This window comes from Pollutimonas bauzanensis (genome assembly GCF_900129885.1).
Classification (GTDB): Bacteria; Pseudomonadota; Gammaproteobacteria; order Burkholderiales; family Burkholderiaceae_B; genus Pollutimonas; species Pollutimonas bauzanensis.
This window is the reverse complement of sequence record NZ_FQXE01000023.1, coordinates 1-24,808: the sequence shown is the minus strand read 5'-3', so window position 1 is coordinate 24,808 and position 24,808 is coordinate 1. Positions and strand designations below refer to the sequence as shown.

The 24,808-nt window shown below is 54.7% G+C and carries 27 protein-coding genes and 5 riboswitches; of the genes, 9 read left to right on the top strand and 18 right to left on the bottom strand.

The window, feature by feature from the left end:
• Positions 1-4: 4 nt before the first annotated feature.
• The 3 genes from fdhD to BUB23_RS27630 all read left to right on the top strand — a co-directional run bounded on the left by fdhD (position 5) and on the right by BUB23_RS27630 (position 1,288).
• Positions 5-820 carry a formate dehydrogenase accessory sulfurtransferase FdhD gene (fdhD, locus tag BUB23_RS25060; protein WP_073109926.1) on the top strand — a complete coding sequence of 272 codons (816 nt, stop codon included), beginning with the start codon at positions 5-7 and terminating at the stop codon, positions 818-820.
• The gene (locus BUB23_RS25055) at positions 817-1,080 is read left to right on the top strand and encodes a formate dehydrogenase subunit delta (protein WP_073109793.1); all 264 of its coding nucleotides are present in this window, start codon (positions 817-819) and stop codon (positions 1,078-1,080) included. Before fdhD ends, BUB23_RS25055 begins: the two co-directional genes overlap by 4 nt.
• Before the next feature lie 76 nt (positions 1,081-1,156).
• A complete protein-coding gene (locus tag BUB23_RS27630) occupies positions 1,157-1,288 on the top strand; it encodes a hypothetical protein (RefSeq protein WP_281255591.1) in 132 nt (43 codons plus the stop codon).
• Between the two features lie 199 nt (positions 1,289-1,487).
• On the opposite strand, the gene BUB23_RS25050 is transcribed toward BUB23_RS27630, so the two are convergent.
• The 3 genes from BUB23_RS25050 to BUB23_RS25040 form a co-directional block, all read right to left on the bottom strand.
• Positions 1,488-1,814, bottom strand: coding sequence for a DUF190 domain-containing protein (locus BUB23_RS25050; protein ID WP_073104226.1), 327 nt, complete (start codon positions 1,812-1,814; stop codon positions 1,488-1,490).
• A complete protein-coding gene (gene eno / locus BUB23_RS25045; protein ID WP_073104224.1) occupies positions 1,759-3,129 on the bottom strand; it encodes a phosphopyruvate hydratase in 1,371 nt (456 codons plus the stop codon). The genes BUB23_RS25050 and eno overlap by 56 nt, the downstream gene beginning before the upstream one ends.
• 190 nt (positions 3,130-3,319) lie before the next feature.
• Positions 3,320-3,388, bottom strand: a riboswitch (Fluoride riboswitch).
• 54 nt (positions 3,389-3,442) lie between these two features.
• The gene (locus tag BUB23_RS25040; protein WP_073104222.1) at positions 3,443-3,823 is read right to left on the bottom strand and encodes an HIT family protein; all 381 of its coding nucleotides are present in this window, start codon (positions 3,821-3,823) and stop codon (positions 3,443-3,445) included.
• Positions 3,824-3,944: 121 nt separating this feature from the next.
• Positions 3,945-4,011, top strand: a riboswitch (Fluoride riboswitch).
• An 83-nt stretch (positions 4,012-4,094) separates the two neighbouring features.
• Between BUB23_RS25040 and BUB23_RS25035 the strand changes: the two genes are divergently transcribed.
• Both BUB23_RS25035 and BUB23_RS25030 read left to right on the top strand, forming a co-directional pair.
• A complete protein-coding gene (locus tag BUB23_RS25035) occupies positions 4,095-5,426 on the top strand; it encodes a voltage-gated chloride channel family protein (RefSeq protein ID WP_218599009.1) in 1,332 nt (443 codons plus the stop codon).
• Positions 5,423-5,767 carry a DUF190 domain-containing protein gene (locus BUB23_RS25030; protein WP_073104221.1) on the top strand — a complete coding sequence of 115 codons (345 nt, stop codon included), beginning with the start codon at positions 5,423-5,425 and terminating at the stop codon, positions 5,765-5,767. The genes BUB23_RS25035 and BUB23_RS25030 overlap by 4 nt, the downstream gene beginning before the upstream one ends.
• 106 nt (positions 5,768-5,873) lie before the next feature.
• On the opposite strand, the gene BUB23_RS25025 is transcribed toward BUB23_RS25030, so the two are convergent.
• The 8 genes from BUB23_RS25025 to BUB23_RS24990 all read right to left on the bottom strand — a co-directional run bounded on the left by BUB23_RS25025 (position 5,874) and on the right by BUB23_RS24990 (position 16,375).
• Entirely contained in the window at positions 5,874-7,409 is a 1,536-nt protein-coding gene (locus tag BUB23_RS25025) for a MutS-related protein (protein ID WP_073104219.1), read from the bottom strand.
• Entirely contained in the window at positions 7,406-8,941 is a 1,536-nt protein-coding gene (locus tag BUB23_RS25020) for a MutS-related protein (RefSeq protein WP_073104217.1), read from the bottom strand. Before BUB23_RS25020 ends, BUB23_RS25025 begins: the two co-directional genes overlap by 4 nt.
• A 10-nt stretch (positions 8,942-8,951) precedes the next feature.
• Positions 8,952-10,937 carry a proton-conducting transporter transmembrane domain-containing protein gene (locus BUB23_RS25015; RefSeq protein ID WP_073104216.1) on the bottom strand — a complete coding sequence of 662 codons (1,986 nt, stop codon included), beginning with the start codon at positions 10,935-10,937 and terminating at the stop codon, positions 8,952-8,954.
• The gene (locus BUB23_RS25010; protein WP_073104214.1) at positions 10,930-11,745 is read right to left on the bottom strand and encodes an NADH-quinone oxidoreductase subunit B family protein; all 816 of its coding nucleotides are present in this window, start codon (positions 11,743-11,745) and stop codon (positions 10,930-10,932) included. The genes BUB23_RS25015 and BUB23_RS25010 overlap by 8 nt, the downstream gene beginning before the upstream one ends.
• A 10-nt stretch (positions 11,746-11,755) precedes the next feature.
• Complete coding sequence (locus BUB23_RS25005; RefSeq protein ID WP_073104212.1) at positions 11,756-13,249, bottom strand: hydrogenase large subunit; 1,494 nt, start codon at positions 13,247-13,249, stop codon at positions 11,756-11,758.
• On the bottom strand, positions 13,246-14,745 hold the full coding sequence (locus BUB23_RS25000) for a proton-conducting transporter transmembrane domain-containing protein (RefSeq protein ID WP_084136049.1): 1,500 nt from the start codon (positions 14,743-14,745) through the stop codon (positions 13,246-13,248). Before BUB23_RS25000 ends, BUB23_RS25005 begins: the two co-directional genes overlap by 4 nt.
• Positions 14,745-15,344, bottom strand: coding sequence for a hydrogenase (locus tag BUB23_RS24995; protein WP_245801290.1), 600 nt, complete (start codon positions 15,342-15,344; stop codon positions 14,745-14,747). The genes BUB23_RS25000 and BUB23_RS24995 overlap by 1 nt, the downstream gene beginning before the upstream one ends.
• 86 nt (positions 15,345-15,430) lie before the next feature.
• On the bottom strand, positions 15,431-16,375 hold the full coding sequence (locus BUB23_RS24990; protein WP_073104207.1) for a respiratory chain complex I subunit 1 family protein: 945 nt from the start codon (positions 16,373-16,375) through the stop codon (positions 15,431-15,433).
• A gap of 158 nt (positions 16,376-16,533) precedes the next feature.
• Positions 16,534-16,598, bottom strand: a riboswitch (Fluoride riboswitch).
• A gap of 78 nt (positions 16,599-16,676) precedes the next feature.
• Positions 16,677-16,744, top strand: a riboswitch (Fluoride riboswitch).
• A gap of 188 nt (positions 16,745-16,932) precedes the next feature.
• Between BUB23_RS24990 and crcB the strand changes: the two genes are divergently transcribed.
• From crcB to BUB23_RS24970, 4 genes are all read left to right on the top strand, one after another.
• Positions 16,933-17,316, top strand: coding sequence for a fluoride efflux transporter CrcB (gene crcB, locus BUB23_RS24985; RefSeq protein WP_073104524.1), 384 nt, complete (start codon positions 16,933-16,935; stop codon positions 17,314-17,316).
• A gap of 17 nt (positions 17,317-17,333) precedes the next feature.
• Entirely contained in the window at positions 17,334-17,657 is a 324-nt protein-coding gene (locus BUB23_RS24980; protein WP_073104206.1) for a DUF190 domain-containing protein, read from the top strand.
• Between the two features lie 75 nt (positions 17,658-17,732).
• The gene (locus tag BUB23_RS24975) at positions 17,733-18,362 is read left to right on the top strand and encodes a histidine phosphatase family protein (protein WP_073104522.1); all 630 of its coding nucleotides are present in this window, start codon (positions 17,733-17,735) and stop codon (positions 18,360-18,362) included.
• A gap of 28 nt (positions 18,363-18,390) precedes the next feature.
• Positions 18,391-18,457: riboswitch (Fluoride riboswitch) on the top strand.
• Positions 18,458-18,552: 95 nt separating this feature from the next.
• Positions 18,553-19,743: an MFS transporter gene (locus tag BUB23_RS24970; protein WP_073104204.1), complete on the top strand. Its 1,191-nt coding sequence runs from the start codon at positions 18,553-18,555 to the stop codon at positions 19,741-19,743.
• Positions 19,744-19,773: 30 nt separating this feature from the next.
• On the opposite strand, the gene BUB23_RS26910 is transcribed toward BUB23_RS24970, so the two are convergent.
• The 7 genes from BUB23_RS26910 to BUB23_RS24940 form a co-directional block, all read right to left on the bottom strand.
• A complete protein-coding gene (locus BUB23_RS26910) occupies positions 19,774-19,992 on the bottom strand; it encodes a hypothetical protein (protein WP_143161000.1) in 219 nt (72 codons plus the stop codon).
• Positions 19,989-20,744 (bottom strand): COG4280 domain-containing protein, encoded by a 756-nt coding sequence (locus BUB23_RS24965; RefSeq protein WP_073104202.1) that lies wholly within the window; start codon positions 20,742-20,744, stop codon positions 19,989-19,991. The genes BUB23_RS26910 and BUB23_RS24965 overlap by 4 nt, the downstream gene beginning before the upstream one ends.
• A gap of 77 nt (positions 20,745-20,821) precedes the next feature.
• Complete coding sequence (locus tag BUB23_RS24960; RefSeq protein WP_073104201.1) at positions 20,822-21,454, bottom strand: phosphatase PAP2 family protein; 633 nt, start codon at positions 21,452-21,454, stop codon at positions 20,822-20,824.
• 66 nt (positions 21,455-21,520) lie between these two features.
• Positions 21,521-22,159, bottom strand: a complete 639-nt coding sequence (locus BUB23_RS24955; protein ID WP_245801289.1) for a cation efflux transmembrane domain-containing protein — start codon at positions 22,157-22,159, stop codon at positions 21,521-21,523.
• Positions 22,160-22,172: 13 nt separating this feature from the next.
• Positions 22,173-22,706, bottom strand: a complete 534-nt coding sequence (locus BUB23_RS24950; RefSeq protein WP_245801288.1) for a Chromate resistance protein ChrB — start codon at positions 22,704-22,706, stop codon at positions 22,173-22,175.
• Between the two features lie 278 nt (positions 22,707-22,984).
• A complete protein-coding gene (locus BUB23_RS24945) occupies positions 22,985-23,848 on the bottom strand; it encodes a metallophosphoesterase (RefSeq protein WP_073104197.1) in 864 nt (287 codons plus the stop codon).
• Between the two features lie 61 nt (positions 23,849-23,909).
• A complete protein-coding gene (locus BUB23_RS24940) occupies positions 23,910-24,686 on the bottom strand; it encodes an AAA family ATPase (RefSeq protein ID WP_073104195.1) in 777 nt (258 codons plus the stop codon).
• Positions 24,687-24,808 lie beyond the last annotated feature (122 nt).

Sequence of the window (24,808 nt, the reverse complement as noted above, 5' to 3'; positions counted from 1 at the left end):
GGCCATGGCGGGGCATAGCCGGCATCAGGTCCTGCGCGCGGGCCGGCATACCGCCAGCTACGCCGAACGCGACGAACTCGCCCAGGAAATTCCCGTTGCGCTGGAATACAACGGCATCAGCCATGCCGTCTTGCTGGCGACCCCTGTCGACCTCGAAGACCTGGCCTATGGCTTCTCCTTTACGGAAGGGATCATCCGGTCGGCGGCCGACCTGCACGACCTGGACATCATGGAAACCCCCAAGGGCATGGTCATCCAGGCCACTATCGCCAGCGCCTGCCTGAACGCCCTCAAGCTGCGCCGGCGCAGCCTGGCCGGGCGCACCGGCTGCGGCCTGTGCGGCCTGGAAAGCCTGGACGAAGTGCGCCGCGCCCTGCCGGCCCTCGCCGCGCGGCCAGCCTGCCACGACGCCGGCGCCATCGCCAGGGCCGTGGAACAGCTGCGCGCCAGCCAGGCCCTGCATCTGCTTACCGGCGCGACCCATGCCGCCGGCTGGGCCGACAGTGCCGGCGACATCCTGCATGTGCGCGAAGATGTCGGCCGCCACAATGCCCTGGACAAGCTTATCGGCCATATGCTGCGGCGATCGCTGGACGCGACCAGCGGCATCACCGTCATTTCCAGCCGCGCCAGTTTCGAAATGGTGCAAAAAGCCGCGTCGGCCGGGATGTCGGCGCTGGTGGCCGTGTCGGCGCCCACCACCTACGCGGTGGCCATGGCCGACGAGCTGAATGTGCTGCTGGCCGGCTTTGCCCGCGACAATCAATTTACCGTCTATAGCCATCCCGAATATCTCGGCAACAAAGGAGGCCAGCCTTGAACAACGTCGACCATTTGATCCGCCAGGCCAATCGCATCGGCAACTTTTTCGAAGCCATGCCCGACCGCGCCGAAGGAATAGAAGGCATTGCCAACCACATACAGAAATTCTGGGAACCTCGCATGCGCATTGCCATGCTGGATTTTCTTGAAACCCAGCCCAATGGGCAATCGGGCGAAACCGGCCTTAGCGACATCGTCCTTACGGCCATTACCCAAAACAAGCAGCGGCTAACCCCAAAGGCATCCATCATCAACTGATTTCCAGATCTTTTCCCATACCCTTCTGTACACACTCATAGATAGAGGCGCGCTCGAGCGGCCACAAGGAGACAACATGAGCACAGGTTCCACAGACCACGGCTTTTTCAGCAAGGAACGCATTACTGCTGCCCCCGGCTTCAACCGCTGGATGATTCCACCGGCGGCGCTGGCCGTCTTTGATTGCCTAATATTAGGGATAATTTAATATGATAGAAAGTCAATCTGACTAAATTATCTCTAATTTGGATAATTGCGACTATCTAGCGCCTACAGGCAGTCAATAACCAGTCCATTTATCAAACAGGATTGTTGCGTGGAAGGCTAAGCGCTATGGGGCGTGGTGAGTAACCAAGTTCAATTGGTCTGCCACGGCTCCAGTCGATGTTTAGCACGGTACCGTGGCACTACTGGTCCACGCGTCCAATAGCTCCAAATTCAACCGGCGTTTTTGCATAAAACAGTTCCAAATTCGGCTCGGCGTTGAGTCGTTCGAATAACCGGGCTGATTCGTCTTCGGACACGATCATCGTGATTTCCAAGGGTTGGTCAGTTAGTTCAAGAAAGTGGACCGAATGGAATCGGTGGCGTGCCCCGATCCCTGTTTGTGCTCCAATTAATGTCGCACCGTGCAACTGCATGGATTTAGCAAGCTCAAGTAGCCAATCACCCATTTGCTTATGGCCGTGACGGCGATCTTGCACCGTGAAAAATGTCACTTGATAACCTTTCATGATGTATACCTCCAGCGAGAGACTGCCGTAGCTGTGGAAACGCTGTCTTTCCCGCAAATACAGCGTTTTCGCCCAAGGCGCGTTCGATGTGTAATAAACGGTTGTACTTGGCCACTCTTTCTCCTCGTGCCGGAGCGCCTGCCTTGATCTGACCGCAATTGAGTGCCACGGCCAAGTCGGCAATGCTGGTGTCTTGGGTTTCTCCAGATCGATGTGACACGAGGCAGGCATATCCCGCGCGCTGTGCCATGCGTGCGGTTTCCAGCGTTTCACTGATAGTTCCGATCTGGTTGGGCTTGATCAGTATGCCCGTGCAACATCCCGTGTCGATTCCTCGCTGCAGGAATTTTCGGTTCGTGACAAAAAGATCGTCCCCAATAATCTGCACTTGCTTGCCTAGTCGAGACGTGATGCGCTGAAATCCATCCCAATCATCTTCGGCCAAAGGATCTTCGAGCGAAATGATTGGGTAGCGGCGCGTCCAGTCGGCCCAGTAGTCGATCATTTCGCCTGTAGATAACGTTCGCGCATCCCGCTGTAAATGATAGAAGCGCTGTTCACAGAAAGTCGTGGCGGCAGGATCCAAGCCAATGGCGATTTGTTCGCCGGGCCGATAGCCTGCGCGCTCGATCGCCTGCATGATAACGTCCAGGTAGGCGGCATTCGATGTCAGGGCCGGGGCGAAGCCGCCTTCGTCCCCAACGGTGGTCGGCGCGCCTGCGTCGTGTAGCACGTCGCGCAATGCATGGTAGGTTTCGGCGCCGAAACGTAAAGCTTCGCGAAAGGTCGGCGCACCAACCGGAATGAGCTTGAACTCCTGGATATCCGATCCATCCGGCGCGTGCTTGCCGCCGTTAAGTACGTTGAGCATGGGTACGGGAAGCACGTGGGCTTCAATCCCACCCAGGTATCGGTATAGATCGACGCCGTGGGATGCGGCTGCAGCCCGCGCGCATGCCAGCGAGGCTCCCAGGATCGCATTAGCGCCCAAACGCTCCTTGAACTCAGTGCCATCCAACGCCAACAGCGTTGCGTCAATGACGGACTGATCGTCCGCCGGCATGCCGGTCAAAGCAGGAGCAATGATGCCTGTGACATTCTCAATGGCATGAAGGACACCTTTACCTTCATATCGGTTAGGATCGCCATCGCGGCTTTCCCTCGCTTCGTGCTTGCCGGTGGACGCACCGGCGGGGACAGCAACTGTGGCGACCGTCCCATCGCCAAGTCCGATGGACACCTCAAGCGTTGGATAGCCGCGTGAGTCGAGTATCTCTTGCGCGGTGACAACCGAGATTCGCCTGGCGTTAGTCATGATCGCCTCTCGATGAAACCGATTTAACGGGTAGCCAGCGTGCAACCAGTCCCGCCTTAATTAGGCGCGGACGGTGCGTAACCGTATTGCATTGCGTCGAATACAAGAGAGAGCGCCCGGAAAAATGAGCGGGATGCGCAACGAAGTTGTGGGGAAGTAATGGACAGCGCACTACGATCTCCTGAGTAAGAAATTCGTAGGCATCATCAGCTGGGAATCCAGCGGTTGGGATAGGAGGTATGCCATCTCCGTATCTGAATCCTAGCACCGATTACGAAAAATGGCGACGGTAACGTGATCTGCTCTCGCACCCTTAGTAGGATTGTTTCGCTGGTATCACGCCGCGCACGCCGCCGCGTGGATTGTCCACGTCGCCGACGTAACGCGGGATCAGATGAATATGTACATGGGGAATGGTCTGGCCGGCGACTTCACCCACATTGATACCAATGTTGTAACCTGCCGGCGCATGATTCTGCACCAGCCAGGCTTTGGAGGCGGTGAGCAATTGCAGCAATGCCATACGCTCTTGGTCGGTGGTATCGAAATAACTAGCGACATGACGGAACGGAATGACGAGCAGATGGCCCGGTGTCACCGGATTGATATCGCGTCGGACATAGGCATGACTGTTTTTTAGTAATACGTCGTCGTTGGCACTGCAGAATGGGCAAGTTGAGGTGGTAGTTTTCATAGCAATGTCCTTGCGAAACTGCTGCGTTATTCATTTCCTTGAGTACTCACATGTTAGTGCTGATTATCGAGTATCGGCTTCAAGATCCTTTGGCAGGTTACGAAAAAACACTATATAATTCGCACCCAACGGAGATGGCATTCCTCCGCTAACCGCCGCGCTCTGCGGCTGATGATGCCTACAAGTTCCTGGACAGGGAAGTTGTAGGCATTTTTTATTGCCGTGTCCGCTGTCCAGGTTTTGTGTGTCAATTTTCACATTCCTGGTTCTCATGAAGAAGAAAAAACCTCCTGAGCAGTTAGCGATGCTCTCAATTGTTGTACGTTGGCTGGCTCTTTCCTCACTGGCCGGCGCCTTGGCAGGCTTGGCGTCCGCTGTCCTGCTTGTTTCGCTTGATTGGGCGACAGACACACGCCTGGCGCATCCGTGGCTCCTGTGGCTTTTGCCCATTGCAGGGCTTGCGATCGGTTGGGTCTATCACTGGCTTGGCCAATCGGTCGAGGGAGGAAACAACCTTCTCATCGATGAAATTCATGACCCTAAGCGCATTGTCCCCAAGCGCATGACCCCCCTTATCTTGCTCGGCACAGTCGCGACGCATTTATTCGGGGGTTCTGCGGGGCGCGAAGGAACCGCTGTGCAAATGGGCGGAGCCTTGGCGGACCGGCTGACCCACTTGTTTGGCCTAAACAAGGAAGACCGGCGTATTTTATTGATGGCGGGCATCAGCGCCGGTTTTTCGTCGGTATTTGGCACGCCGCTTGCTGGCGCGATTTTCGGACTGGAAGTACTGGCCATTGGCCGCTTACGCTACGACGCTATCTTTCCCTGCCTAGTCGCCGCGATCATTGGTGACCAGATACCCGGACTGCTGGGTGTTCATCACACGCTCTACACGGTGCCTTTTGTGCCGGCCGTCTCGCCAATAACACTACTCGCGACTCTTGCGGCTGGTGTCGCATTTGGTCTTGTTGGAATGCTGTTTGCCGACATCACGCACGCCGTGGGCCGTTGGTTCAAGCGGCATATCAAGTTCCCGCCGTTACGTCCGATGCTGGGCGGTGCCGTGGTCGCATTACTCGCAACTATCTTCCTGGGTGCTGACAAGTATTTGGGTCTGGGTATTCCCACCATCGTTCAAGCCTTCCAGCAGCCACTGCCAGGCTACGATTTTCTGGGTAAATTGGGCTTTACGGCGCTCACGCTGGGGGCCGGGTTCAAGGGGGGTGAAGTAACACCCTTGTTTTATATAGGCGCCACGCTGGGTAATGCCCTGGCGTATGTGCTCCCCCTGCCTTTTCCCGTACTAGCGGGACTTGGTTTTGTCGCGGTATTCGCGGGCGCTGCCAACACACCCATCGCATCCACCATTATGGCCATTGAATTATTCGGGCCGCAGATCGGCGTATTTGCTGCATTGGCGTGTGTCGTTAGTTATTTGTTTTCCGGCCACACCGGGATCTATCGATCTCAACGCCTGGGTTTGGGCAAACATGCCCTCTTTCCTGAAGGGCTGCGTTTATCCGATTTGGCCGAATTTCGCAAGAGCGCTACCCCTGTCGTACCCACCACGGCTAACAATGAAGAAAGGAGCTCTTCATGAGCAATATCGTTGCTCTACGGTTTTACTTCCAGTCTGCCGAGAAAGCGCTGCCGTCGCGCAAGCTACACCGCTTCTTTCGTCCGTCGCTGGCTTCGCATCTGCTACGCCATGCCGCGCGCGAAGGCATCGAGCAGGTCATTTTTCACCAAGTACATGCAGGCTATCTAAAAGGTCAGCGCATGTCGGCCCGACACGTGGAGACGATTCATCCCTCTCATCCGCATTGCATAGAGCTCATTGATATAGAGGAAAAGCTGCGCGATTTTTTGCGTCGTCACGAGCACCACCTTGCTCAGGCGCGAGTCATTTTCATGCGTGCGGAAATGGCGTTGGGCACATAGTTGAAAACAGACTGCCCAAGCGGTATGGACATATAACGCATGGGTGCCATCAGAGCGTTGCAACCCATGCTGCTTGGGTAGCGCCAATGAGTTCCTACTGATGGGGTTATCCGCCAAGCGCTTCTTTGTCTTTGAAGATTTCTTTATAGAGATCTTCACCATAGCCTGTTTTTAAAGGCTCGCCTTCAATTAGCTTAAAGGTTCGCGTGCCACCGCTCTGGCGTTCAGCTCGCAGAAACACGGCGTTTGGCATTTTTCTTTCATAGAAAGCATGGGAAAGTTCGTACATATGGGTCACAAAAACGATCGTGACGCCACGTTCCAACAGGGCGTTCATGATCTGTGTGGCAATCTGCGAACCTTCTCGTTCGTTCGTAGCGGCAAACGATTCGTTGAACAACATCAAGCTATCCGCGGTGTGCGGCGCTGCCTGATCGACGATATCACTCATTCTGGCGAGCTCTTCATCAAGCTTGCCGCTTTTCATTGTTGCGTCTTCTTCGCGCTTGTAATGTGTAAAAAGGCCGTCGCAAACATTGGCGCTGAACGATTCGGCTGCAACGAACATGCCGCATTGCATCATCAACTGGGACAACCCTAGGCTACGTAGGAAAGTCGATTTCCCCCCTTGGTTAGCGCCAGTAATGATCACCAAATTTTTATTTTCTGCATTCAGGTCGTTACCGACGATCCTGTGTCCCATCTGCAACGCAAGACAGACATCATAGAGTTCCGTGAAAGCGTGTTTCCGTTCCTGTTTGTCCTTGGGCACGGGAAAGCATATTGGCTCCTGCTGTTGAGTCAGGTTCGCATGTAAGTTCGAGCAGGCAATATAGAAGGCCAGTTCAGTCTGCAGCAGACAAAAGAAACTCAGGATATGATCGGTCGACTGCGCCAGCGCATTGGCGACGAGATTGATGCCTCGGTCTCTGAGCTCTGATAATGCCCTGGCTCCGTTTTCATCGCGATCCGCGAGGGTAAAGGAGTAGGCCGATTTTTTTCGGATAAAAATCTGCTTTAAAAGCCTTGTTATCCACCACTCGGTACTGCGTGGCAGCTCTCGAAGTATGTAATGGGCGCCCTTGTTACCATCGTCTAGCTGCGCACTGATCAAAACGCCATCACGAAACTTCAACGTTTTCAAATGCTCCTGGATCTCGGCAAAATAGTCATCGCTAAGCTCGGTGCGCAGCATCGCAAAAAAAGTAACGAAACCGTCGGACTCGAATTTATCCGCCTGGAGCTCGGCGATGCTCCTGAGCTCCTTCAAGGTTCCAACGAAACCCTGAAGCACTTCAATTGATCTACTGAGTATGGCGGCCGGATACTTGCTAAAAAATCCGTAATACGCTTTCTTTTCCAGTTCCATCGAGCGTAGCGTAATAGCATAGATACGCTTTATAAGCTCAGGATGTTTCAGGCAATCTTTAAGCACGCTTTGGCGATACAGGATAGTGTCCACATCGTTACCCACACTCGACAGGATCGCTTGCCGTGTCACATCGAACAAGAATTTGTCCTCAAGCGCCATCGCAGTAAACAAGGTGGTCAGTTCAAGATCCTGTGTGAGGGCCTGCTCATTCATGGGCAAAGTCTGGTGTAAATCAAAATCGCGATCTTTATACATGAGAAGAGCCTTCATGATTTCAGCCGCTCCTGTAATAAGGCGTAGGTAAGCCGGTATTTTTCAGCCAGGGATAGCGCATAAGCCAGTCCATCGGAGGGCTTTCTTACCAGTTTGTAAGTCCGCAGCGTTGGGTTTTTAGGGACGATGGTGCTGACTACGCTCACGGTTTTTTCGCTCATGGAAGACAACTCATCCAGGAACGTCACGCACACGCAGAGCAAATCCCGCTTTATGATTTCTTCCAACACATATTTGCTCAAAAACAGGGCGTCTTGCGACGTGGTGGAGGTAAATATTTCGTTCATGATGACGATGCTGTTTGGTGACGCCTTTTCCAGAATGCTATGAATTCGGACCAGGTCATCCTGCAATTTACCCCTCAAGTTTTTGATATTCTCTTCTCTTTCGAAATGTGCAAACAATCGGTCAAAGTGAAAGAGCTGCGCCTGTCTGCCGGCCACGGGACATCCCAGACTTGCCATGTAGTGCAATTGTCCGAAAGTGCGTGCGAACGTCGTTTTGCCGCCATTGTTGGGTCCTGACACAACGAAGATACGCTCCGGGCCGCTCAAGTAGAAGTCGTTGCATACAACGGCGGACTTATCGTGAATGAGTTTGTGGGCCAAGGCCAGGTCAAAGCACTCATCAGCAAGCACTGCTTTCGTTTGATCCGAAACCTTTGCGTAGCAAAACGTCAATCCGGCCTGCTTGAGCACGGCGACGTAGCCAAGATAAGCGACATAAAACTGTACTTCGCGATCGAAAACGGCAATCGTCGGATCCAAATAGTCGCCATGCGTCACACAATAATCGTCCAGGCGCTCAAAGAGTTCCGGATTCAGCTGCGCGACGAACTCAAGCACCTGAGCCTCAACATGATTCATATCGGGCCACTCGATAAACTTGGCCTTGTAGTCCTTCACCGCTCCCCGCTTGAACTTTTCGAACGTTTTTTCGACGCTCGCACTATAGTCCGCTTGGGATCCGTATTTTTGAACCTCGATGGTGGCGCCCTTTATACGCATGCAGTATTGAACGGCAGACAAATCTGCTTTAAGTTGCGTGGTCTCTTGCAGCAGTGACGTAAATGGTTCGGACCCTGTATAGCTTGCCAAATAGTCACATAACCCCAAGCCGCCAGCAGACGCCAAATTGCAATGTGATAAATCCCGCGCAAGCGTACTCACGGCCTCGCAGTAGATTTGCACCGCATCCAGAAACCACCATTCCTTCTGATACTTATAAGAGAGCTTTCCGGATTGCTTAATATGTTCGCGCATGGTGCGCATGCTTTGCGCAAAGGCGTTTACACACGCCATCGCCGTGGGGTCTTCGAGATCCTGCATTACCTCATTTCGATACGTGATGGTTTCCATATCGCCCAAAGAAACATGAAAAAATGGCGGTAAGTTGTACTCGTCCGCGCCTGCGGTGATAGCAGCGACTATCTGGTCGAGGTTTAAATCGACAAAGAATTCCGGAGCGTCCGCGCTTTCCTTTGTCATACTGTCTTCGATCCGAGGAAAAAGTATGCTGCTAAACGTCATGGCCACTTCCTCATTGCAACAAGGTCAAGAATAGAATTACGATTAGCAAAGCTCCGATGAGCGCCAGGTAAAAATTCAGATCGCCGGACTGCAAAGCTCGCAGCCGCCCCGCCAGTTTCCAGACAACCTGTTGAATTGGCTTGAACAACCAAGGGTCAAACATCTTGGCCACATCGTGGTGAAAATCGACTTTTTGCACGAAGTAAGCATTGGTCCGGTGCTCGCGCGTTGTATCCTGTGTGGGCCGATAGATGAGGCGATATACCGTGCGCATGGCATTGGAAAAACTCAGCGAGGTAGTGGCCGCGCACTGAGGATCTTCGATCATGCCTCCATACCAGACCCGTGCGCGGCGAATTCGGTGACGGCGAATGTTGAGCAGCAAAAGCAATGGCAAAATGGCCAACAGTGGCATCGCGATCATCAGCATGGAAGGCGAGATAAAGGCAAAGGTATCGGTTAACGGCACCAACACCCATCCATTCATCATTGCCAGGGCGCCATGCGCACCAAACCGGGTGAATTCCACATCGTCCAGGGCGCCTAGCCATATCGGCAGGCCGGTGGCAGACGCCAGAACAGCCACCCCGAGCAACAGAACACACCAACAGTAACGGCGGCTAATACCGGCTTGATCTATCTGCCTGGGAGCGCCCAGCAGTCCAACGCCGAATAACTTAATAGAGGTCGCCAACGCGACAGCGGCGGTAAGTGCCAAGCCCGCCCCAGCCAGGGCGAGCAGAAGCTTGCCACCCAAGTTGCCAAGATGAAACCCCTGAAACAGCGTTTGAAAAACGAACCATTCGCTGACAAAACCCATTTGTGGCGGAACGGCCGCCAGACTCATAGTGCAAAACAAGGCCCCCACGCCGAAGGCGACGCCCGCCTTGCGCAGCCATCCACCCTGCACGATGCCATACCCCGCTGCGGCCCTATAAATACCATCGGCGCAGAGAAAAAGGCCGCCCTTGGCCAGCGCATGGCCTGCCAAATGCAAAAGTGCAACGGTCCAGGCCAGAGCAGCCAAATCGAATTGAGCATTCTCCCGAAAAATCAGACAAGCACCCAATACGGTGACGGCAATGGACGCGTTTTCAGCGGTCGAGAACGAAAGTAAGCGCCGCCAATCGTCTTGCTGGAAGGCGTGAAACGCCGCAAGAATGGCCGAGAAAACCCCGATAACGGTAATGCCTGTGCCCAGGGCGAATAGCCACTCGCCCTCGCTTGGCAACCATTGCACCAAGCCGCGCGACAGCGCAAAGAAAGCGGCGTTTAACACTACGCCAGACAAGATCGCGCCCGATGCCCCGCTACCGCAGGCATAGGCGCCAGGAAACCACTCGTAGAACGGCAAGAGCCCCAGCTTCGCGCCAAAACCGACGACCAACAAGGCGCCGACCAGAATGCGACCATCACTAGACAAGGCATGCGCGCCTGCGGGAAATCCAGCAAAGTCCATGCTGTTCCCGCTCGCATGGCCCAGCAGCAAAAAGGCGACTAGGATCGCTACCGTACCGAACTCCAATAGCGCCAACATGAATAAGACGGCCTTGCCATAGTCTTTGGAGAGCCGTTCGGCCAACAGCATGATGGCCCCGCCTAAGCTCATGAGTTCCCAGGAAATCAAAAAGGAATAGGCGTCCTGCACGCCATAGATGCCCAACGCGCCCAGTAGCGACATGGCGGCCCCAACCAACCAACCGGGTCGCGCGAGCACTATCGGGCTACACAGCCCTATCGCCAACACAGCAGGCATTAGTCCAAACCCCATCAACCAAAGCGCCTCAGTGGCGTAACTGAGCGTCACCGTCTGGCCGGCCAGCGTAAAAGGCAAGATCAGCGCCGCGCTACCGTGTGGCAGTGTGGTTGCTGCCGTCACAACGCCGGCCGCAGCCCCTGCGCTAATTAGCCACCGAGCGGGCATGCTCCAGCGCAGCAGCGCCATCAACAAGCCGGCGATGATCAGCAAAAACGCGACGATTAGGCCTTCAGGCATGGTTATCCTCGTGCTCTTGTTGCCCCCCATGCACCCGCTGAGGCATGCGCTCAAGCAGTAACAACAGCGTATGGATGATGGCTGCCGGATTGGGCGCGCAACCGGGCAGGTAGACATCAACGGGCAATACGCCATCTAAGCCCTGTCCGCAGGCATAACCACCGCCGTTCGTGCCGCCCGATACCGCGCAGGTGCCCATAGCCATGACAAACCGAGGTTCAGGCATTGCCTCATAGGTTTCCAGAAGCGGGCCTCGCATGGCGTAGGTCACCGGTCCTGTGACCAGTAGTAAATCGGCAAAGCGCGGCGAGGCTGTAAAAAAGATGCCTAATCGATGCAAGTTATAGAACGGATTATTCAGCGCCTGCAGTTCGGATTCGCATCCGTTGCAGGAACCTGCATCGACGTGGCGGATATGTAGACTACGCCCAAAAATCCGATGGATATTCCCTTTTAGCTGTTCTGCCTGGGGCGTTTTTATGGCTTGGGCCCAAACCAGATCCTCGCGCCGGCGAACACCAAAGGCCCAGTCTGAGGACGAGGTAAATGCTCCGGTCGGACAGGCTTCTACGCACGCCTGGCAGGTAACGCAACGTCCGTAATCGACCGCGATGCGGGCTTGGCCGGCATCGATCACGGTAATCGCCTCGGGCAGGCAAGAATCCGCGCAGCGCTGGCATCCGTCCAGGCATTTGGCCGGGTCAAAACGCGGCATGCCTCGCACCCCGGTTTGCCCATCATCACCTGATTCCGGCCACGCCGTGCTGGCCTTTCCTTTTGTTAAACCGTACAGCGTCCACAATGGCATCACTTATCTCCTAGCGGTCGCAACCGGCCGTGGTCAGGCCAAAACTGGCCTCGTTGATCGCATAGTCCATCATGTTGCTGTCATGCACCGTGAACGGAAAAACGCGCCAATTGGAAAAGCTGGGCGACTTGATTTTGACCCGCGCCAAACGGCCGTCGCCGCCGATATGTACCGCGTAATAGAGCGAGCCCCGGGGCGACTCCGCCCAGCCCAACCCCTCACTGCCCGGCAAGGGCGTACATGGAACGTGGGTCGGTCCGGATGGCAGCGTATTCATGACCTGCTCAATCAAGCCAAAGCTATTTTCGATTTCAGTAATGCGGACCTGTTGGCGTGCATGCGCATCACCGGCTTCTTTCACCGTGGCACCCACTAATAGCGACGCATAGCCGGCATACGGATGATCGCGGCGCAGATCTCGATTGATTCCCGAAGCCCGTTCAATGGGGCCCGTGGCGCCTTGATCGATCGCGGCTTGCCGCGTTAACAGACCGGTGGTTATCAGGCGGTCCAGGTGCGGCGTACTGGTTTCGAGCATGCGTGCATAAGGCGCGAACCGATCCTGTAACTTTTGCAAATCAAACGTGAGTCCTTCCAACTGCAAATTGCGACGCAGTCCGCCAGGACAGAGCAGGTTACGCAGTAAGCGATCGCCGGCCACTCGGGCATTGATTTGCTTGGCAAGCTCCTCCAGATACTTGCCCTGCGCCTCACCCACTTTCAAGGTCGTCGTATGGCACAAATGACCGAGATAATGCAAATGGTTGTATAGACGCTCCAGCTCAGCCAGAATGACGCGTAGTGCTTGCGCCCTTGGTGGCACCACGCAGCCCGCCGCGGCTTCGATCGCCTGGCTGTACGCCAGAGCATGAGCGGCGCTACCCACGCCTGAGACCCGTTCGGCCAATACCACGCCTAAATCCGATGGTCGGCCTTCGAAGCGTTTTTCCATGCCGCGATGCTTGAAAAAAAGCTGCGCATGGTAGTGCAGGATTGCTTCGCCAATATAGAAAAACACAAACTGTGCGGACTCCACGACATCGGCGCGTACTGGTCCAAAGGGCAACACCTGAATATCTTCCCGATCCGGACCCCCGATGTGCGGTAGCTCATAGGCCACCGGCTTATAGCGAAGCAGCGGTTCGGCGCTGGCCAAACTCAGCGGAGGTGCTGTTACAGTCGCACCCGGCAAGAAGACAAGCGGCTGGGTATGGGCTTGACCCCGAAAGTGCAGCCCGCACAGATCACTCATCTCGCGTTCATACCATGACGCCAGGGGAGCGATGTCGGCAAGGCTAGGAATGGACGCTTGGCCAGGGCGGCAACGCCAGATGTGTAATGGCTGACTCGGTGCGGGATGGACAATATATCGAAGCTCGGGATCGGTATCCTGGTTGGGAAACCAGGCGTAGGCAAAGTCCAGACGACCGCCCTGCGTTACTAACTGCTGGCAGCGCATGGGTAGTTGATCAATATCCAGATCTTCAATACGCGGATCGTTCATGGTGTGCCTCCTGCGCCCAGTCCGGCGGCTACAGCGGCAAAGAAACGCATAAAGAAATCGGGCCACCACAAACCCAGAACGAGTAACGGGATCAAGGCCAACCACATCGGCAAGGTACACCAGACCGAGGGAAAGTCGGCTGGCGCCTTTGTTTTCTTATTCGAGGTCGATGTATCACGATGGCTATCTGGAATGGGGCTAAAGTACAGGGCACGAAAATGATTCAGAAACCCGATAAAGACGACGATCAGCAGCAGCGCCATCAGAAACGCCGCCCAGACAAAGGCCGTGGTCAGACCGGCGCGTAAGATGACGATTTCGCTTAAGAACAGGCCAAAAGGCGGGGCTCCGGTGATTGCCACGGCGCCGGCAAGCCACAACCAGCCCGAAACGGGAAGCCGGCGGGGCACGTCGCGTATCGCTTTGATTCTCTTGGTGCCCCATACCCGCATGACGTTGCCGGCGCCGAAGAACATGAGCGACTTACATAACGAATGATTCAGCATGTGATAAAGCGCGCCGGCCACGCCCAGGGGGCCACCGAATCCAAAGCCGAGTGCCAAAATACCCATGTGTTCAATACTGGAATAGGCCATCAGCCGCTTGATATTGGTTTGGCGAACGATGAACAAGGCCGCCACCGCCAACGACGCCGTGCCCAGCACAACAACCAACGCGCGTGGCAGCAGCCCGATCTGCGCCGCGTCGCTAATTTGCAAATAGCGTGCAATGCCGACCATGGCCGTATTCAGCAGCGCCCCGGAGAGCATGACCGACACAGGTGTCGGTCCTTCGCTATGTGCATCGGGCAGCCAGGTATGCATGGGCGCGAGTCCGACTTTGGTGCCGAACCCGACAATAACAAGAAAGAAAGCGATTGTGCTGATAGCCGGATTCATGTGCGGCGCAGCGGTTCTGAGCGCTTTCCACGTCATATCGTAGGTTGGGCCTAGCACGAGGCTTGCGCCCCAGTAATACAGTATGGTGCCCAGAAGCGCCAAACTGATGCCGGCCGACACAATCACAATGTATTTCCAGGCGGCTTCGATGCTTTCACGGCTCAGCTCAAAACACACCAGAAACGTGGAAACCAAGGTGGTCAGCTCAATGGCGATCCAGTACACCCCGGCGTTATTCATGAGCGGACTCGTTAGCGTGGTCAGGCCAAACCCGGCATAGAGCGCATAGAAGCGGTGCAAACGCACCTCTACATTGAGAATACGCATGTAGCCTATGGCGTAAATCGATCCCAGCAGATACACACTCGATACGCACAGCAGCGCCCAGGTACCCAACGCATCCACGATCAAATAGTCATTCCAAAAGTAGAATGGACCATTCAAGGTTTCGGGCAATAGCCGTAACGTGGCCAGAAATACGGCAACGGCCGCCGCTAAGTTCAAGAATTCGGCGGGTCGCGGCCGGCGTACTGCTAAGCAGCCTAGAACAGCTGCCAACGGCGCGAGCAAAATGATTAGGATTAGTCGTATGGTCATCAGCCCACCAATCTGCGTAAGGCGCGCGCGTTGGTGGCACCGGCATGCACGGCCAAATAGCGCACCAGAACGCCAAAGCATGCCACCACGACCAACAAATCAAAAAGAATGACCAGCTCGATCAGCAAGGGCATGCCGGGTATCAGAATCTGGCTACCCAGAAAAATACCGTTCTCCAGGACCAACAGCCCAAGCACTTGGCTCACGGCTTCGCCACGCACCGCCAACATCAGAAAGCCAATTAATTTCATCGATAGCATGACCGTCAGTGCCAGTACGGCGACCGTGCCGGCCAGGTCTAGCGACTGCGCCAGGTGCGTAGAGACCACAAAGGCGAACAGCGTCAGGAGCCCGCCTAGTACCAGGCTCGTGCTCGCCGACAAGCGCTCCTGCAACTCGCGATCGACATCCAGCCGGTCGACAACCCGCAATATCATCCACGGCAGGATCATGCCGCGAAACACCGCCGTCAGGACCGCAATCAAGTACAGCTCGGTAAAGTGCCCGTAATAGCCAATGGCCGCCGACAAAATCGCGATCAGCCAGGATTGCGCGGCAAAGGCCAGCAAATAGTCTTTGAGCCAGCGCGAACCCAGCATGACAAACGCCAATAGCAAGCTGCCTATGGCCAATAAGCTAAAAAGTGAAGCGGCCAAGGGTGGTAAGTGCGCAGCGAGCATGGTTTTTACCTCAATTGGTTGGCGACAATGGCCAGGATGGCTAAAAGAAAAGACGCAGCCAAGGGTTCCTGATAGCGGTAATAGCGCAAGCGCGCTTGTGCGGTTTCGACAAAAACGACCGCCGCGGCAACGAGCATGAATTTCAATAAAAGTGCAATGAGGGCACCCAAGACTCCCAGGGCTTCGCCCCGATAGGAAAGGCCCCACGGCAGCACCAACACGTTACAGAACAGGATGTAGAAGATGGCCTGCTTCATCATGGAAGCCCACTTCAACAAGGCGAGTAACGGACCCGAATACTCCAGAACCCGAGCCTCTTCAATCATGTAGACTTCAATATGCGTGCTGGAATGAATGGGCAACCGGTCGGTCTCGACCAGCAGAAGAATAAAGAAGGCCGCCACCAGAAACAGATGAGCGGGGCTCCAATAGAGCTCGGGCTGGCGCACCAGCAAATGGTTCACGACAAAAGGCAGCATGGATTTGGCCAGCAGCGTAATGCCGACAAATACCAAAATAAGCGCAGGTTCGGCCAAGATAACCAACATGGCGGATCGTGAGGCGCCTATGCCCCCGTAGGCACTGCCCGAATCCAATCCGGCCAGCGTGATCATGAAAGCGCCCAGCGTGAGGATTAAGCCTCCGCCCAAAATATCGCCCATGTCCGATGCCGGCAACGGGTAATTGGTCAGCACGGGAATAAGAATCGGCACCGTTAGCATGCACGTAAAGGCAACGATGGGTGCTAACCAATAGATAAAACTAGCGGTCTCAGGTACGACCTGCTGCTTGTGAAACAGCTTCCATAGATCACGGTAGGGCTGGAAGATACCCGGCCCTTGCGCGCGTTGAACGCGTTCTTCCCATTGCAGGATGAGGCCTTGCAATAAGGGTGACAAAAGAAGCACCGTGGCAACTTGGGCAATCTGGAGCAGGATGTCCCGTACCATGCTTGCTCCTCAGGGCTCGCGACTAAATTGCAGAGCCGCGCGCACAGGGAAATTCGCTGCCGCGCAAAAGTAACAAGCGTTACAGTGAGGCGCTATGGGTAGGGTTATAACGGTTTTTTTCACCGGCGCCACCAATCCCTTTCCTGCGTAACAGGAGTAGTTTGGTAGGCATCATCAGCCGGTTTGGGCGGTTATAAGGAGGAATGCCATCTCCTGTAACACAGTCTACATCGGTGTGTGCGTTTCGGCAATCCTGGCCTTATGCCCTATACGTATTGCGTGCCATCGTTGGGCTTGTTACACTCTTTACGGAGATGGCATTCCTCCTTTAACCATCGGCGCAAGCCGATTGATGATGCCTACAGGTCCCTGGCACAAGGGCTGTAGGCGGTATGCATCAGCGATTTGTGGTCCAGGATAACGCGTACGCAAAGATCCGGTTCCATGATTAAGATGCCTCTTTCTTCCTTCGTTTTTCATTCTCCATGCTCGGCCATGGGTTGGGTTCGGCCGCAAGTCCGGCCACAATCATCTCGCTCCATTACATGGCGGCTGCCATGCTAAGTGCAATTTTTGCAATTTCTATCGGTGCTGCCCTCGGTGCCTTGTTGCGTTGGGTACTGGGCATGGGTTTGAACTCGCTTTGGCCGACACTACCGCTGGGCACGTTGGCCGCTAATTTGATCGGTGGCCTGCTCATAGGTGTTGCCAGCGTATTCTTCGCCAATCACAGTGGGCTGGCGCCAGAATGGCGTCTGGCTGTGATTACCGGTTTTATGGGTGGTTTGACGACTTTTTCCACGTTTTCGCTGGAAGTTGGCACCATGATCCAGAGCCGGGAACTAGCCAGCGCCGCGCTAGAAATTGGCTTGCATGTCATAGGCTCAATCGCTTTAACAATACTTGGCATTGCCATCGCGCAGTCTTTATCCGGTAGTTAATTAACGGAGTCACGATCATGACAGGCTATCAACTGACGTTCTTTACACAACAAGACCGCCGCCATGGCCATCACCCTCTGCATCAATGGTTGATGGCGCTTATTCAGTCGATGGGGATTCGGGGCGCTACGATGACGGCCGCCCAAGAAGGACTCGGCGGACATCACCGCCTTCATTCGGCGCGTTTCTTTGACCTGGCGGATCAACCCATAGAAATTACGGTGGTGGTGACCGACGCAGAAAGTGAAGAACTCATGACGCGTTTAGCCGCCGAACCGGCGCTTCATTTGTTTTACTCCAAGACACGCGTGGAATTTGGACTGATAGGCGACCCCGATTGATGCCCGCCGATGCAGGGGGTTGTCCTTACGAATTGGGTCCGCTTCAATTATTTTATTTTGGATAAGGGAAAATCAATGACTACACTGATTCTTATGCGCCACGGCCATGTCGAGGGCATTAATCCCGAACGATTTCGAGGTCGTGCCGAACTCCCGTTAAGCCCGCTTGGGGAGCGCCAAGCGCACGTGTTAGCGCAGCGGGTGGCTGCACGTTTTTCGCCTGTGGCGCTGTATACCAGCCCCATGGGCCGAAGCATCGCCACCGGCGCGCCCATTGCACAAGCACTGAATCTTTCATCCAAAGTGCTTAATGGCTTGCATGACCTCGATTATGGCCAATGGCAGGGATTAACGCACGAAGCGGTAAGCGAACGTTGGCCAACGCTTTATCAGGCCTGGTACAACAGCCCGCATCTGATGCGCTTTCCCGATGGGGAGTCATTGCAAGATCTCGTAGCGCGCACGGCCGATGGTTTACGTACCGTGTTAGAACGCCACCCGAACAAATCGGATGTGGTCTTGCTCATCGGGCATGACAGCGTAAACCGTGCCCTGTTGCTCCAGTTGTTAGATCAGCCGCTTTCTGCCTATTGGCGCGTGGCGCAAAGTCCCTGCTGCATCAATCATATTGACATCCATGATGGGAAGATCACAATACGTTGTATCAATGACACCGCACATTTAGAAGAACTACCGACTAATTGAGGGTTGCGTGTAACGCCACCTTGGTTTTTGCACCGACGGAGATGGCATTCCTCCGCTAACCGTCGCTATCAGCGACTGATGATGCCTACACCTTCCTGGATCGGGAGTTGTAGGCATTTTTTGTTTCCCGTTTTCCGCTTCCAGGCTTGCCTCATGTGCTCACTATTGAGCCCAAGCACAGGAAACGGACATGTTGACACACGACTCAAAGCCCGCCGCGGATCCAAGCCGCCGCGCCTATCAGTTTGTATTGCTAATCGGTGTACTAAGTTTTTTTGCGGATTTTACCTACGAAGGGGCGCGCAGCATTCTTGGGCCGTACCTGGCCAGCTTGCAGGCGACGGCGACGATTGTTGGCGTAGTTACCGGCTTTGGCGAACTGGCAGGCTATGGGCTAAGGCTGGTTTCGGGTCGTTTGGCCGATACTACACAACAATTTTGGCCTATCACCATCAGTGGCTATGTGTTGCAAATGGCGGCAGTGCCCGCCCTGGCTTTAACACATAGCTGGCAGGCAGCCGCCGTTCTGATCATTCTGGAACGGGTTGGCAAAGCCATCCGTAATCCCCCGCGCGACGTGATGCTCTCTTATGCTGCGCAACAGGTAGGCAGATACGGCTGGGTCTTTGGCATACACGAATCGCTCGATCAATTGGGCGCGCTATTCGGCCCCTTGGTCGTTGCCTTGATACTTGCCCAACACGGCAGCTATCGGGAATCGTTTGCCGTGCTGGCTTTGCCCGCTCTGATCAATCTCTGTTTTGTCGGGCTTGCGCGTTGGCGCTATCCACGCCCGCAGGATTTGGTTGTGCAATCCCCCTCTGAAGCAAGTAATGGCTTGCCGCGTGTCTTTTGGATCTATTTGCTTGGGGCGGGCTTGATTGCAGCGGGTTTTGCCGACTACCCCTTGATTGCCTATCACTTCAGTCGCGCTCATACCGTTCCAAACGAATGGATCGCCGCGTTTTATGCTGTTGCGATGGCGGTCAGCGGCAGCGGTTCGCTGCTCTTCGGACGCCTCTTTGATCGTTATGGGTTTCGTGTGCTCATAGGCCTGACATTGCTATCAGCGCTCTTTGCGCCGCTGGTTTTCCTGGGGAATTTTTGGGTGGCCCTAGTCGGAGCCGCTATTTGGGGTCTTGGTATGGGCGTGCATGAATCCATTATCCCGGCCGCTGTTGCGCCGATGGTCTCTTCCGAGCGTCGAGCTTCAGCGTTTGGTTTGTTTACGGCCGGCTATGGCGTATTCTGGTTTGCCGGTAGTGCGGCAATAGGCATGCTTTACGACCGTTCTGTATGGGCGACGATTGTGTTTTGTGTTGTGGCGCAACTTGCAGCCATACCGTTATTCATATGGGTCAGTCGCCGTATCCATAAGTAAATGAAATGCGCCATGAACAACACATCATCGCTATCGCTTTTTGTGTCGCTCGGCGCTACGGGCGACATTGCCAATCAAAATAAGCAGGCATCCTAAGGAAAATAAGGGCGCGCTCCACACGTTTTGCGGGGCAAAAGTCGGCAAGAGCAGACCGGCCGCTACGCACCATCCAATCAGTGCAATCGCCAGACTTCCATCATCCACGAACAAGCGCCCTAGTTTTTGCAAAAATTCGATCAGCCCGGTCATGACGCAACCTCCATAGATTGAAGTCGATGGCGAGCAAGCTTGACCGAAGCCAGCGCCACAATAAGCAACGCGACCGCCAGCGCCAGAATTGCCAGATCTTCGCCTGGCCAGACTAGGCCGAATCCTTCCCCGACCCAGAAAATACCGAAAGCCGAAATCAATACGCCAACCGCGAATTTGAGCGTGTTTTCTGGAATGCGAGCCAGAGGCTTTTGCAGCACTATGCCCAGCGCAATAACAAGCACACCTGCTAGAGCGGCGCCCACGCTGGCGGGGACAAGCATATTGGCAGTGGCGCCTACAGCAATAACGATGAACACGACTTCGATGCCCTCAAGCAATACTGCCTTGAAGGCGGTGGCCACGGCCAAGGGATCGAGCGTGGTTGCCGCCTTTACACTGGTCGCGCGCAACTGGGCCGTTTCGGCATCAAAGGCCGCTTGTTCATCGTGCAGTCCGATGGCCCCTGCGGACCGCAGTATGGCTTTACGCAGCCAGCGCATGCCAAAAAGCAGCAAAAGCATGCCGACGAATATTTGCAGCAATTTGATGGGTATTTGTCCCAGCAGCGGTCCAAACGCAATAATCATGACAGCGAGCAGAACCACGCCACCGGCCACCCCTGTTAGTGCGGATCGCCAGCCCCTGACAGTGCCCACGGCAAGCACGATAGTCAGTGCCTCGACAAACTCCACCAGCGAAGCCAGAAATGCCGCCAGAACCGAAGGTCCGGCATGGGTCCAGAGCATCATGCTAATCCCCTACGAGTAAATAAAGACAATCGACTGAGTATTCCTGTTTATTACAACGGCTATGCCAATCAAGTGACTCAGACAACATGATGCTCAGAGCTCCGCATATTGCATCGCCAGAGACGATATATTAAAGATATGCATGCAGCGGTTACCAAAGCGATGACAGCCCCCGATAGCACATCGAATGGAAAATGCAGCCCTGCGATGCAGCGGGCCGTCATCACCCAAGCAACCATGGCCGCCAGAACTGCACGACCGAAAGTGGATGCTCGCCGCCACAATACAAAGGCCACCGCTGCGGCTATTGCCGCATGGCCACTCGGGAAACCGAAGGGATCGCCCGCCGACAGTCTTGGAATAAAGTGCTGCAAGGCATACTCGGGTCGAGGAATCTGAAGCGTAATCTTAAGAAGACCCACGGCGCCAACGCAGGCGATAAAACAAATTAGACAAAAAGCGGCTTCGCGCCTAAAAGATACCCAAGTGATGGTCGTCCCTGGCTGATGCCGTTGATGCCACCTCCATCCTGCGCATAACAAGGCCTGGACGATGAACAGCCTGGGCTCGAAAAGCGCAAAGGTCGCTTTCAGTACGTAGACGGAAAGCCCTCGGAAATGATCGACAACGGCTAGTAATAGAGAAACATTTCCGGGAATAGCGGTCTCGGAAAAATGAAGACTTTCACGTAGGATATCAATTGCAATCATGGATTTGGGAATCTCAAGAGGTCAATGGCATACTCGAATCGACCTCATCACGCTTCGCGGCTTCTTTCATGCTGAGGGCAGCAAGTGTTCTTTCCGGGCAGCGCTCCACACTGATTTGGCCGCGTCCACATTGACCGCCGCAATGGCAAGACCGACAATCAGATCCGGCCACCCCGAAGACCATTGAAGCGTGATCACACCCGCTAAGATAATGCCGATGTTGGCCAGTACATCGTTGCGCGCCGAAAGGAAAGCGGCTCGGGTAAGCGTGCCGCCGTGGTGTCGGAATCGTGCCAACAAGAGAGCACACCCAAAATTTACAACCATTGCCCCTAAACCGGTCAATGACAGCAGCCACGGCTCAGGCGGAGTCGGAACATTAAACTTCTGCCATGCGGTCCACAGTAACGCTAGGACAGGGGCCATAAGGATAGCGGCCAACAACATGCCAACGCGGGCGCGATTGCGTGGCGACCAGCCAATCGCTAGCGCGATTAATAGATTGACTGAGGCATCTTCCAGGAAATCGATGCTGTCGGCGAACAGCGAAACCGATCCGATGCGCCGTGCCATCGCGAACTCAACGAAAAAGTATGCGAGATTTGCCAACGCGACGATGATCACTACACGGCGTAAGCCCATATCTGAATATATTGACATTGAAGGCCGCGCGGTACTCGTTTGTTGAGGCTCTGATGATTTCATGAGGGCAGTTGCCTTAGCGGTTCTCGGATTGCGCATCGAAAACCTGATGCGCATAGACATCTAGCAGCGTTTCGCAGTCACTCAACCGCTTCTGCGCGTCAGAGGCAAGCGTGGCGCCATAAAAATCTAGCTTGCGGATTTTTTCCAGCCAGTTTTGCAGCTTTTTAAGATCGACATCGTTTTCTTCCAACTCGGCGTAGGTGAAATGGTTTGCAGCGACTTCCTTGGCAATTTCGCCTTCGAAATCCTTGCACTTGTCTAGAAATTCCTCGTACTCCTCATCCCGGTCGGCTTTAAAGCGCGCGATGACTTTCTCTTCTTGGGAAGGATCTAAGGCGACGGTTTCGAGGATCACGGAATCGCCTTTCATTTCAAAGATCTCGTTTTCCAACATCTTGAGTTGGCGAACATGATCATCGGTCTTGGGCAGTAGACATACGCCGTTCTGCAGGTAAATCCCGCCCATTCCTTTTAGCTTGCGCCATAACGCCACGCGTCTTTTTGGTGGTTCGGGAGGGACCTTGTAGGTCAGTAATAGCCAGCTCATAATTTTCATGGTACGACTATAAAGTAACGGTAGTTACTTTTCAAGTGTTTTTATATTTTAGCAACATGTCGCCGTCAGGGTCATCAGCTTGGATATACGAAGTTTATTTCCGAAGCGTCTGCACGCGGGGAATGGCCTTTTAATAGGCAGCGATCAGCGTACGGGCTTTATGCTTCAAGCAAGACGCAGGTCCTCAGCTATTAGCAGCAAAAAGGTGAGTCCCGCTGTGGGATAAGCATTGCTGAGCTGCGAGCGCTGTTAGTTATCTCTGAGCGTCCTTAACTATCACCTGATCGGGATGGGTCATTACTGTTACACCCGAGCCATCCGCGAACATTGTCCTGGTTAAGCACCAACAAACATGTGTTGGCCCCTCTTTTGAACGCTCCGCGATCAATGAAAAGGTGCGATTCATATAGCACCATCTGGGTTAATGGCGTATGGCCAACATACGTTAATGACAATCCCGCGTGCCAAGGCTTCTGGCTCATCAATATTTTTCCCGCTCGTGTCTCGATTTCCGTGGCTTCCTGGGCGCTGGCGTTAAGAATCAGGCGTCGACCCCAGGTGAGAGCACCCGTCATTTCAGACAGTACCCTGTCGGTCAGCATCGCATCGGTTAATACTTGCTTAGGAGATTGGTCGATGGGCAACCCAGCGATAGCTGACCAATAGTTCTCATCAGGCGCGCCTGTCATGAGCTCGGCGTGCGTCACATGAAACATATCGGGATCCTGGCCCACGGTGATCACGTACGGTAGCGCCAGCACCCGAGGCAAAAGATCGTCCTCTAGCTCCGATTTTTCATGCTCATCTAACCGATGCACCCAGCCTCCACCATTGCGAATGAAATCCGGCGCGCTGTGATAGTTTGGATTCCGCTTCTTGTAATAGCTGAGCAGCATATCTTCGTGGTTGCCTACAACGGCGTAAAACCACGGTTCGCGGAGTAACCTCAGGCATCCCATAGAATCGGGGCCGCGATCAATTAAATCTCCGACCGAGAACAGTCGATCCCTATTGCGATCGAAATCGGCGCGTGTTAACTCGGCCTGTAATAGATCCAGACAGCCGTGCAAGTCCCCGACGATGAAGTCACGCCCGGTGTCATTAGCGGGAAGCCATTGGCGATACGTGGTCATGATAATTTCCTTCAGCTTGACGCGTAGCCTGTCCCAATTGATAGCGTTCAGGCTGTTTCAGTTAATGCAATGTGTAGATCGCAGAATGTACTTCGTCGCCGAACAGTCCCAACAGCGCTCGGCGCATTTCACGTGGGCCCAGGCCGCGCAGCCGTTCGATATCGCGCGCTGACACGGTCAACGCTCCGTTTGGTACGTTCCACTCGCGCTCGAGATCCGTGACGATACCTCTAGCAATAACCTCAGTATGCTCGGGTCCTGGCATCGGAAAGAGCACCGGTTGCAAGCGCGAGAGCAGAGGTTCTGGCAACGTCAATAACGAATTGGCCGTGGCGATGTACAAGCAGTGGGAGAGATCGCATTCCGTTAACAGGTAAATATCGTTGTAACGCCGAGCATTGCCTGGCTCCAAGAGATCGAGCAACGCATCGTGCGGGCGCCCGCCATTGCCGTGATCATAGGTCTGGGCCTTATCGATCTCATCCAGGACAAAAAGCGGATTGGCCACTTTGACTTGTCCAATGAACTCAATCAAACGTGACGGCCGGTTGCTCGCCCAGCCGCGAGTGACGCCTTTGAGCACTTTGACATCGGACATTCCCGCTAAATTGATCAGCGCATTGGGCGTGCCGAGCAAGTCGGACAGGCGCTGCGCAAATCGTGTTTTACCGCTTCCCGGGTTGCCGGCCAACAATATGGGCTGCATGCCCAGACGCCTGACGCCGTGCCGCTGTCGAGCCACGAGGCCGCTCATGATCACCCTCAGCGCGTCATGCGCCCACGGGAATTCCGCTGCAAGCGCATCGCGGATTGCATTCAGGCGCGCAAGGCCGGGCATGAGAGTGAGCGGTACAGGCTGGCGTAAGTGTCAACGCCGGTTTAAAACTGACCCACTTTCCGGCTTTTCGGCCGGAGTAAAACTGACCCACCCGGGCCTCCAATTTTCTTAAGCTTTTGCCT

Excerpts from the sequence above, each read along its gene's own strand:
- fdhD (WP_073109926.1), top strand. The coding sequence starts at position 5 with ATGGCGGGGCATAGCCGGCATCAGGTCCTGCGCGCGGGCCGGCATACC.
- BUB23_RS27630 (WP_281255591.1), top strand. The coding sequence starts at position 1,157 with ATGAGCACAGGTTCCACAGACCACGGCTTTTTCAGCAAGGAACGCATT.
- BUB23_RS25050 (WP_073104226.1), bottom strand. The coding sequence starts at position 1,814 with ATGAAAGGTTATCAAGTGACATTTTTCACGGTGCAAGATCGCCGTCAC.
- eno (WP_073104224.1), bottom strand. The coding sequence starts at position 3,129 with ATGACTAACGCCAGGCGAATCTCGGTTGTCACCGCGCAAGAGATACTC.
- BUB23_RS25040 (WP_073104222.1), bottom strand. The coding sequence starts at position 3,823 with ATGAAAACTACCACCTCAACTTGCCCATTCTGCAGTGCCAACGACGAC.
- BUB23_RS25035 (WP_218599009.1), top strand. The coding sequence starts at position 4,095 with ATGAAGAAGAAAAAACCTCCTGAGCAGTTAGCGATGCTCTCAATTGTT.
- BUB23_RS25030 (WP_073104221.1), top strand. The coding sequence starts at position 5,423 with ATGAGCAATATCGTTGCTCTACGGTTTTACTTCCAGTCTGCCGAGAAA.
- BUB23_RS25025 (WP_073104219.1), bottom strand. The coding sequence starts at position 7,409 with ATGAAGGCTCTTCTCATGTATAAAGATCGCGATTTTGATTTACACCAG.
- BUB23_RS25020 (WP_073104217.1), bottom strand. The coding sequence starts at position 8,941 with ATGACGTTTAGCAGCATACTTTTTCCTCGGATCGAAGACAGTATGACA.
- BUB23_RS25015 (WP_073104216.1), bottom strand. The coding sequence starts at position 10,937 with ATGCCTGAAGGCCTAATCGTCGCGTTTTTGCTGATCATCGCCGGCTTG.
- BUB23_RS25010 (WP_073104214.1), bottom strand. The coding sequence starts at position 11,745 with ATGCCATTGTGGACGCTGTACGGTTTAACAAAAGGAAAGGCCAGCACG.
- BUB23_RS25005 (WP_073104212.1), bottom strand. The coding sequence starts at position 13,249 with ATGAACGATCCGCGTATTGAAGATCTGGATATTGATCAACTACCCATG.
- BUB23_RS25000 (WP_084136049.1), bottom strand. The coding sequence starts at position 14,745 with ATGACCATACGACTAATCCTAATCATTTTGCTCGCGCCGTTGGCAGCT.
- BUB23_RS24995 (WP_245801290.1), bottom strand. The coding sequence starts at position 15,344 with ATGCTGGGTTCGCGCTGGCTCAAAGACTATTTGCTGGCCTTTGCCGCG.
- BUB23_RS24990 (WP_073104207.1), bottom strand. The coding sequence starts at position 16,375 with ATGGTACGGGACATCCTGCTCCAGATTGCCCAAGTTGCCACGGTGCTT.
- crcB (WP_073104524.1), top strand. The coding sequence starts at position 16,933 with ATGCTAAGTGCAATTTTTGCAATTTCTATCGGTGCTGCCCTCGGTGCC.
- BUB23_RS24980 (WP_073104206.1), top strand. The coding sequence starts at position 17,334 with ATGACAGGCTATCAACTGACGTTCTTTACACAACAAGACCGCCGCCAT.
- BUB23_RS24975 (WP_073104522.1), top strand. The coding sequence starts at position 17,733 with ATGACTACACTGATTCTTATGCGCCACGGCCATGTCGAGGGCATTAAT.
- BUB23_RS24970 (WP_073104204.1), top strand. The coding sequence starts at position 18,553 with ATGTTGACACACGACTCAAAGCCCGCCGCGGATCCAAGCCGCCGCGCC.
- BUB23_RS26910 (WP_143161000.1), bottom strand. The coding sequence starts at position 19,992 with ATGACCGGGCTGATCGAATTTTTGCAAAAACTAGGGCGCTTGTTCGTG.
- BUB23_RS24965 (WP_073104202.1), bottom strand. The coding sequence starts at position 20,744 with ATGATGCTCTGGACCCATGCCGGACCTTCGGTTCTGGCGGCATTTCTG.
- BUB23_RS24960 (WP_073104201.1), bottom strand. The coding sequence starts at position 21,454 with ATGATTGCAATTGATATCCTACGTGAAAGTCTTCATTTTTCCGAGACC.
- BUB23_RS24955 (WP_245801289.1), bottom strand. The coding sequence starts at position 22,159 with ATGAAATCATCAGAGCCTCAACAAACGAGTACCGCGCGGCCTTCAATG.
- BUB23_RS24950 (WP_245801288.1), bottom strand. The coding sequence starts at position 22,706 with ATGAGCTGGCTATTACTGACCTACAAGGTCCCTCCCGAACCACCAAAA.
- BUB23_RS24945 (WP_073104197.1), bottom strand. The coding sequence starts at position 23,848 with ATGACCACGTATCGCCAATGGCTTCCCGCTAATGACACCGGGCGTGAC.
- BUB23_RS24940 (WP_073104195.1), bottom strand. The coding sequence starts at position 24,686 with ATGCCCGGCCTTGCGCGCCTGAATGCAATCCGCGATGCGCTTGCAGCG.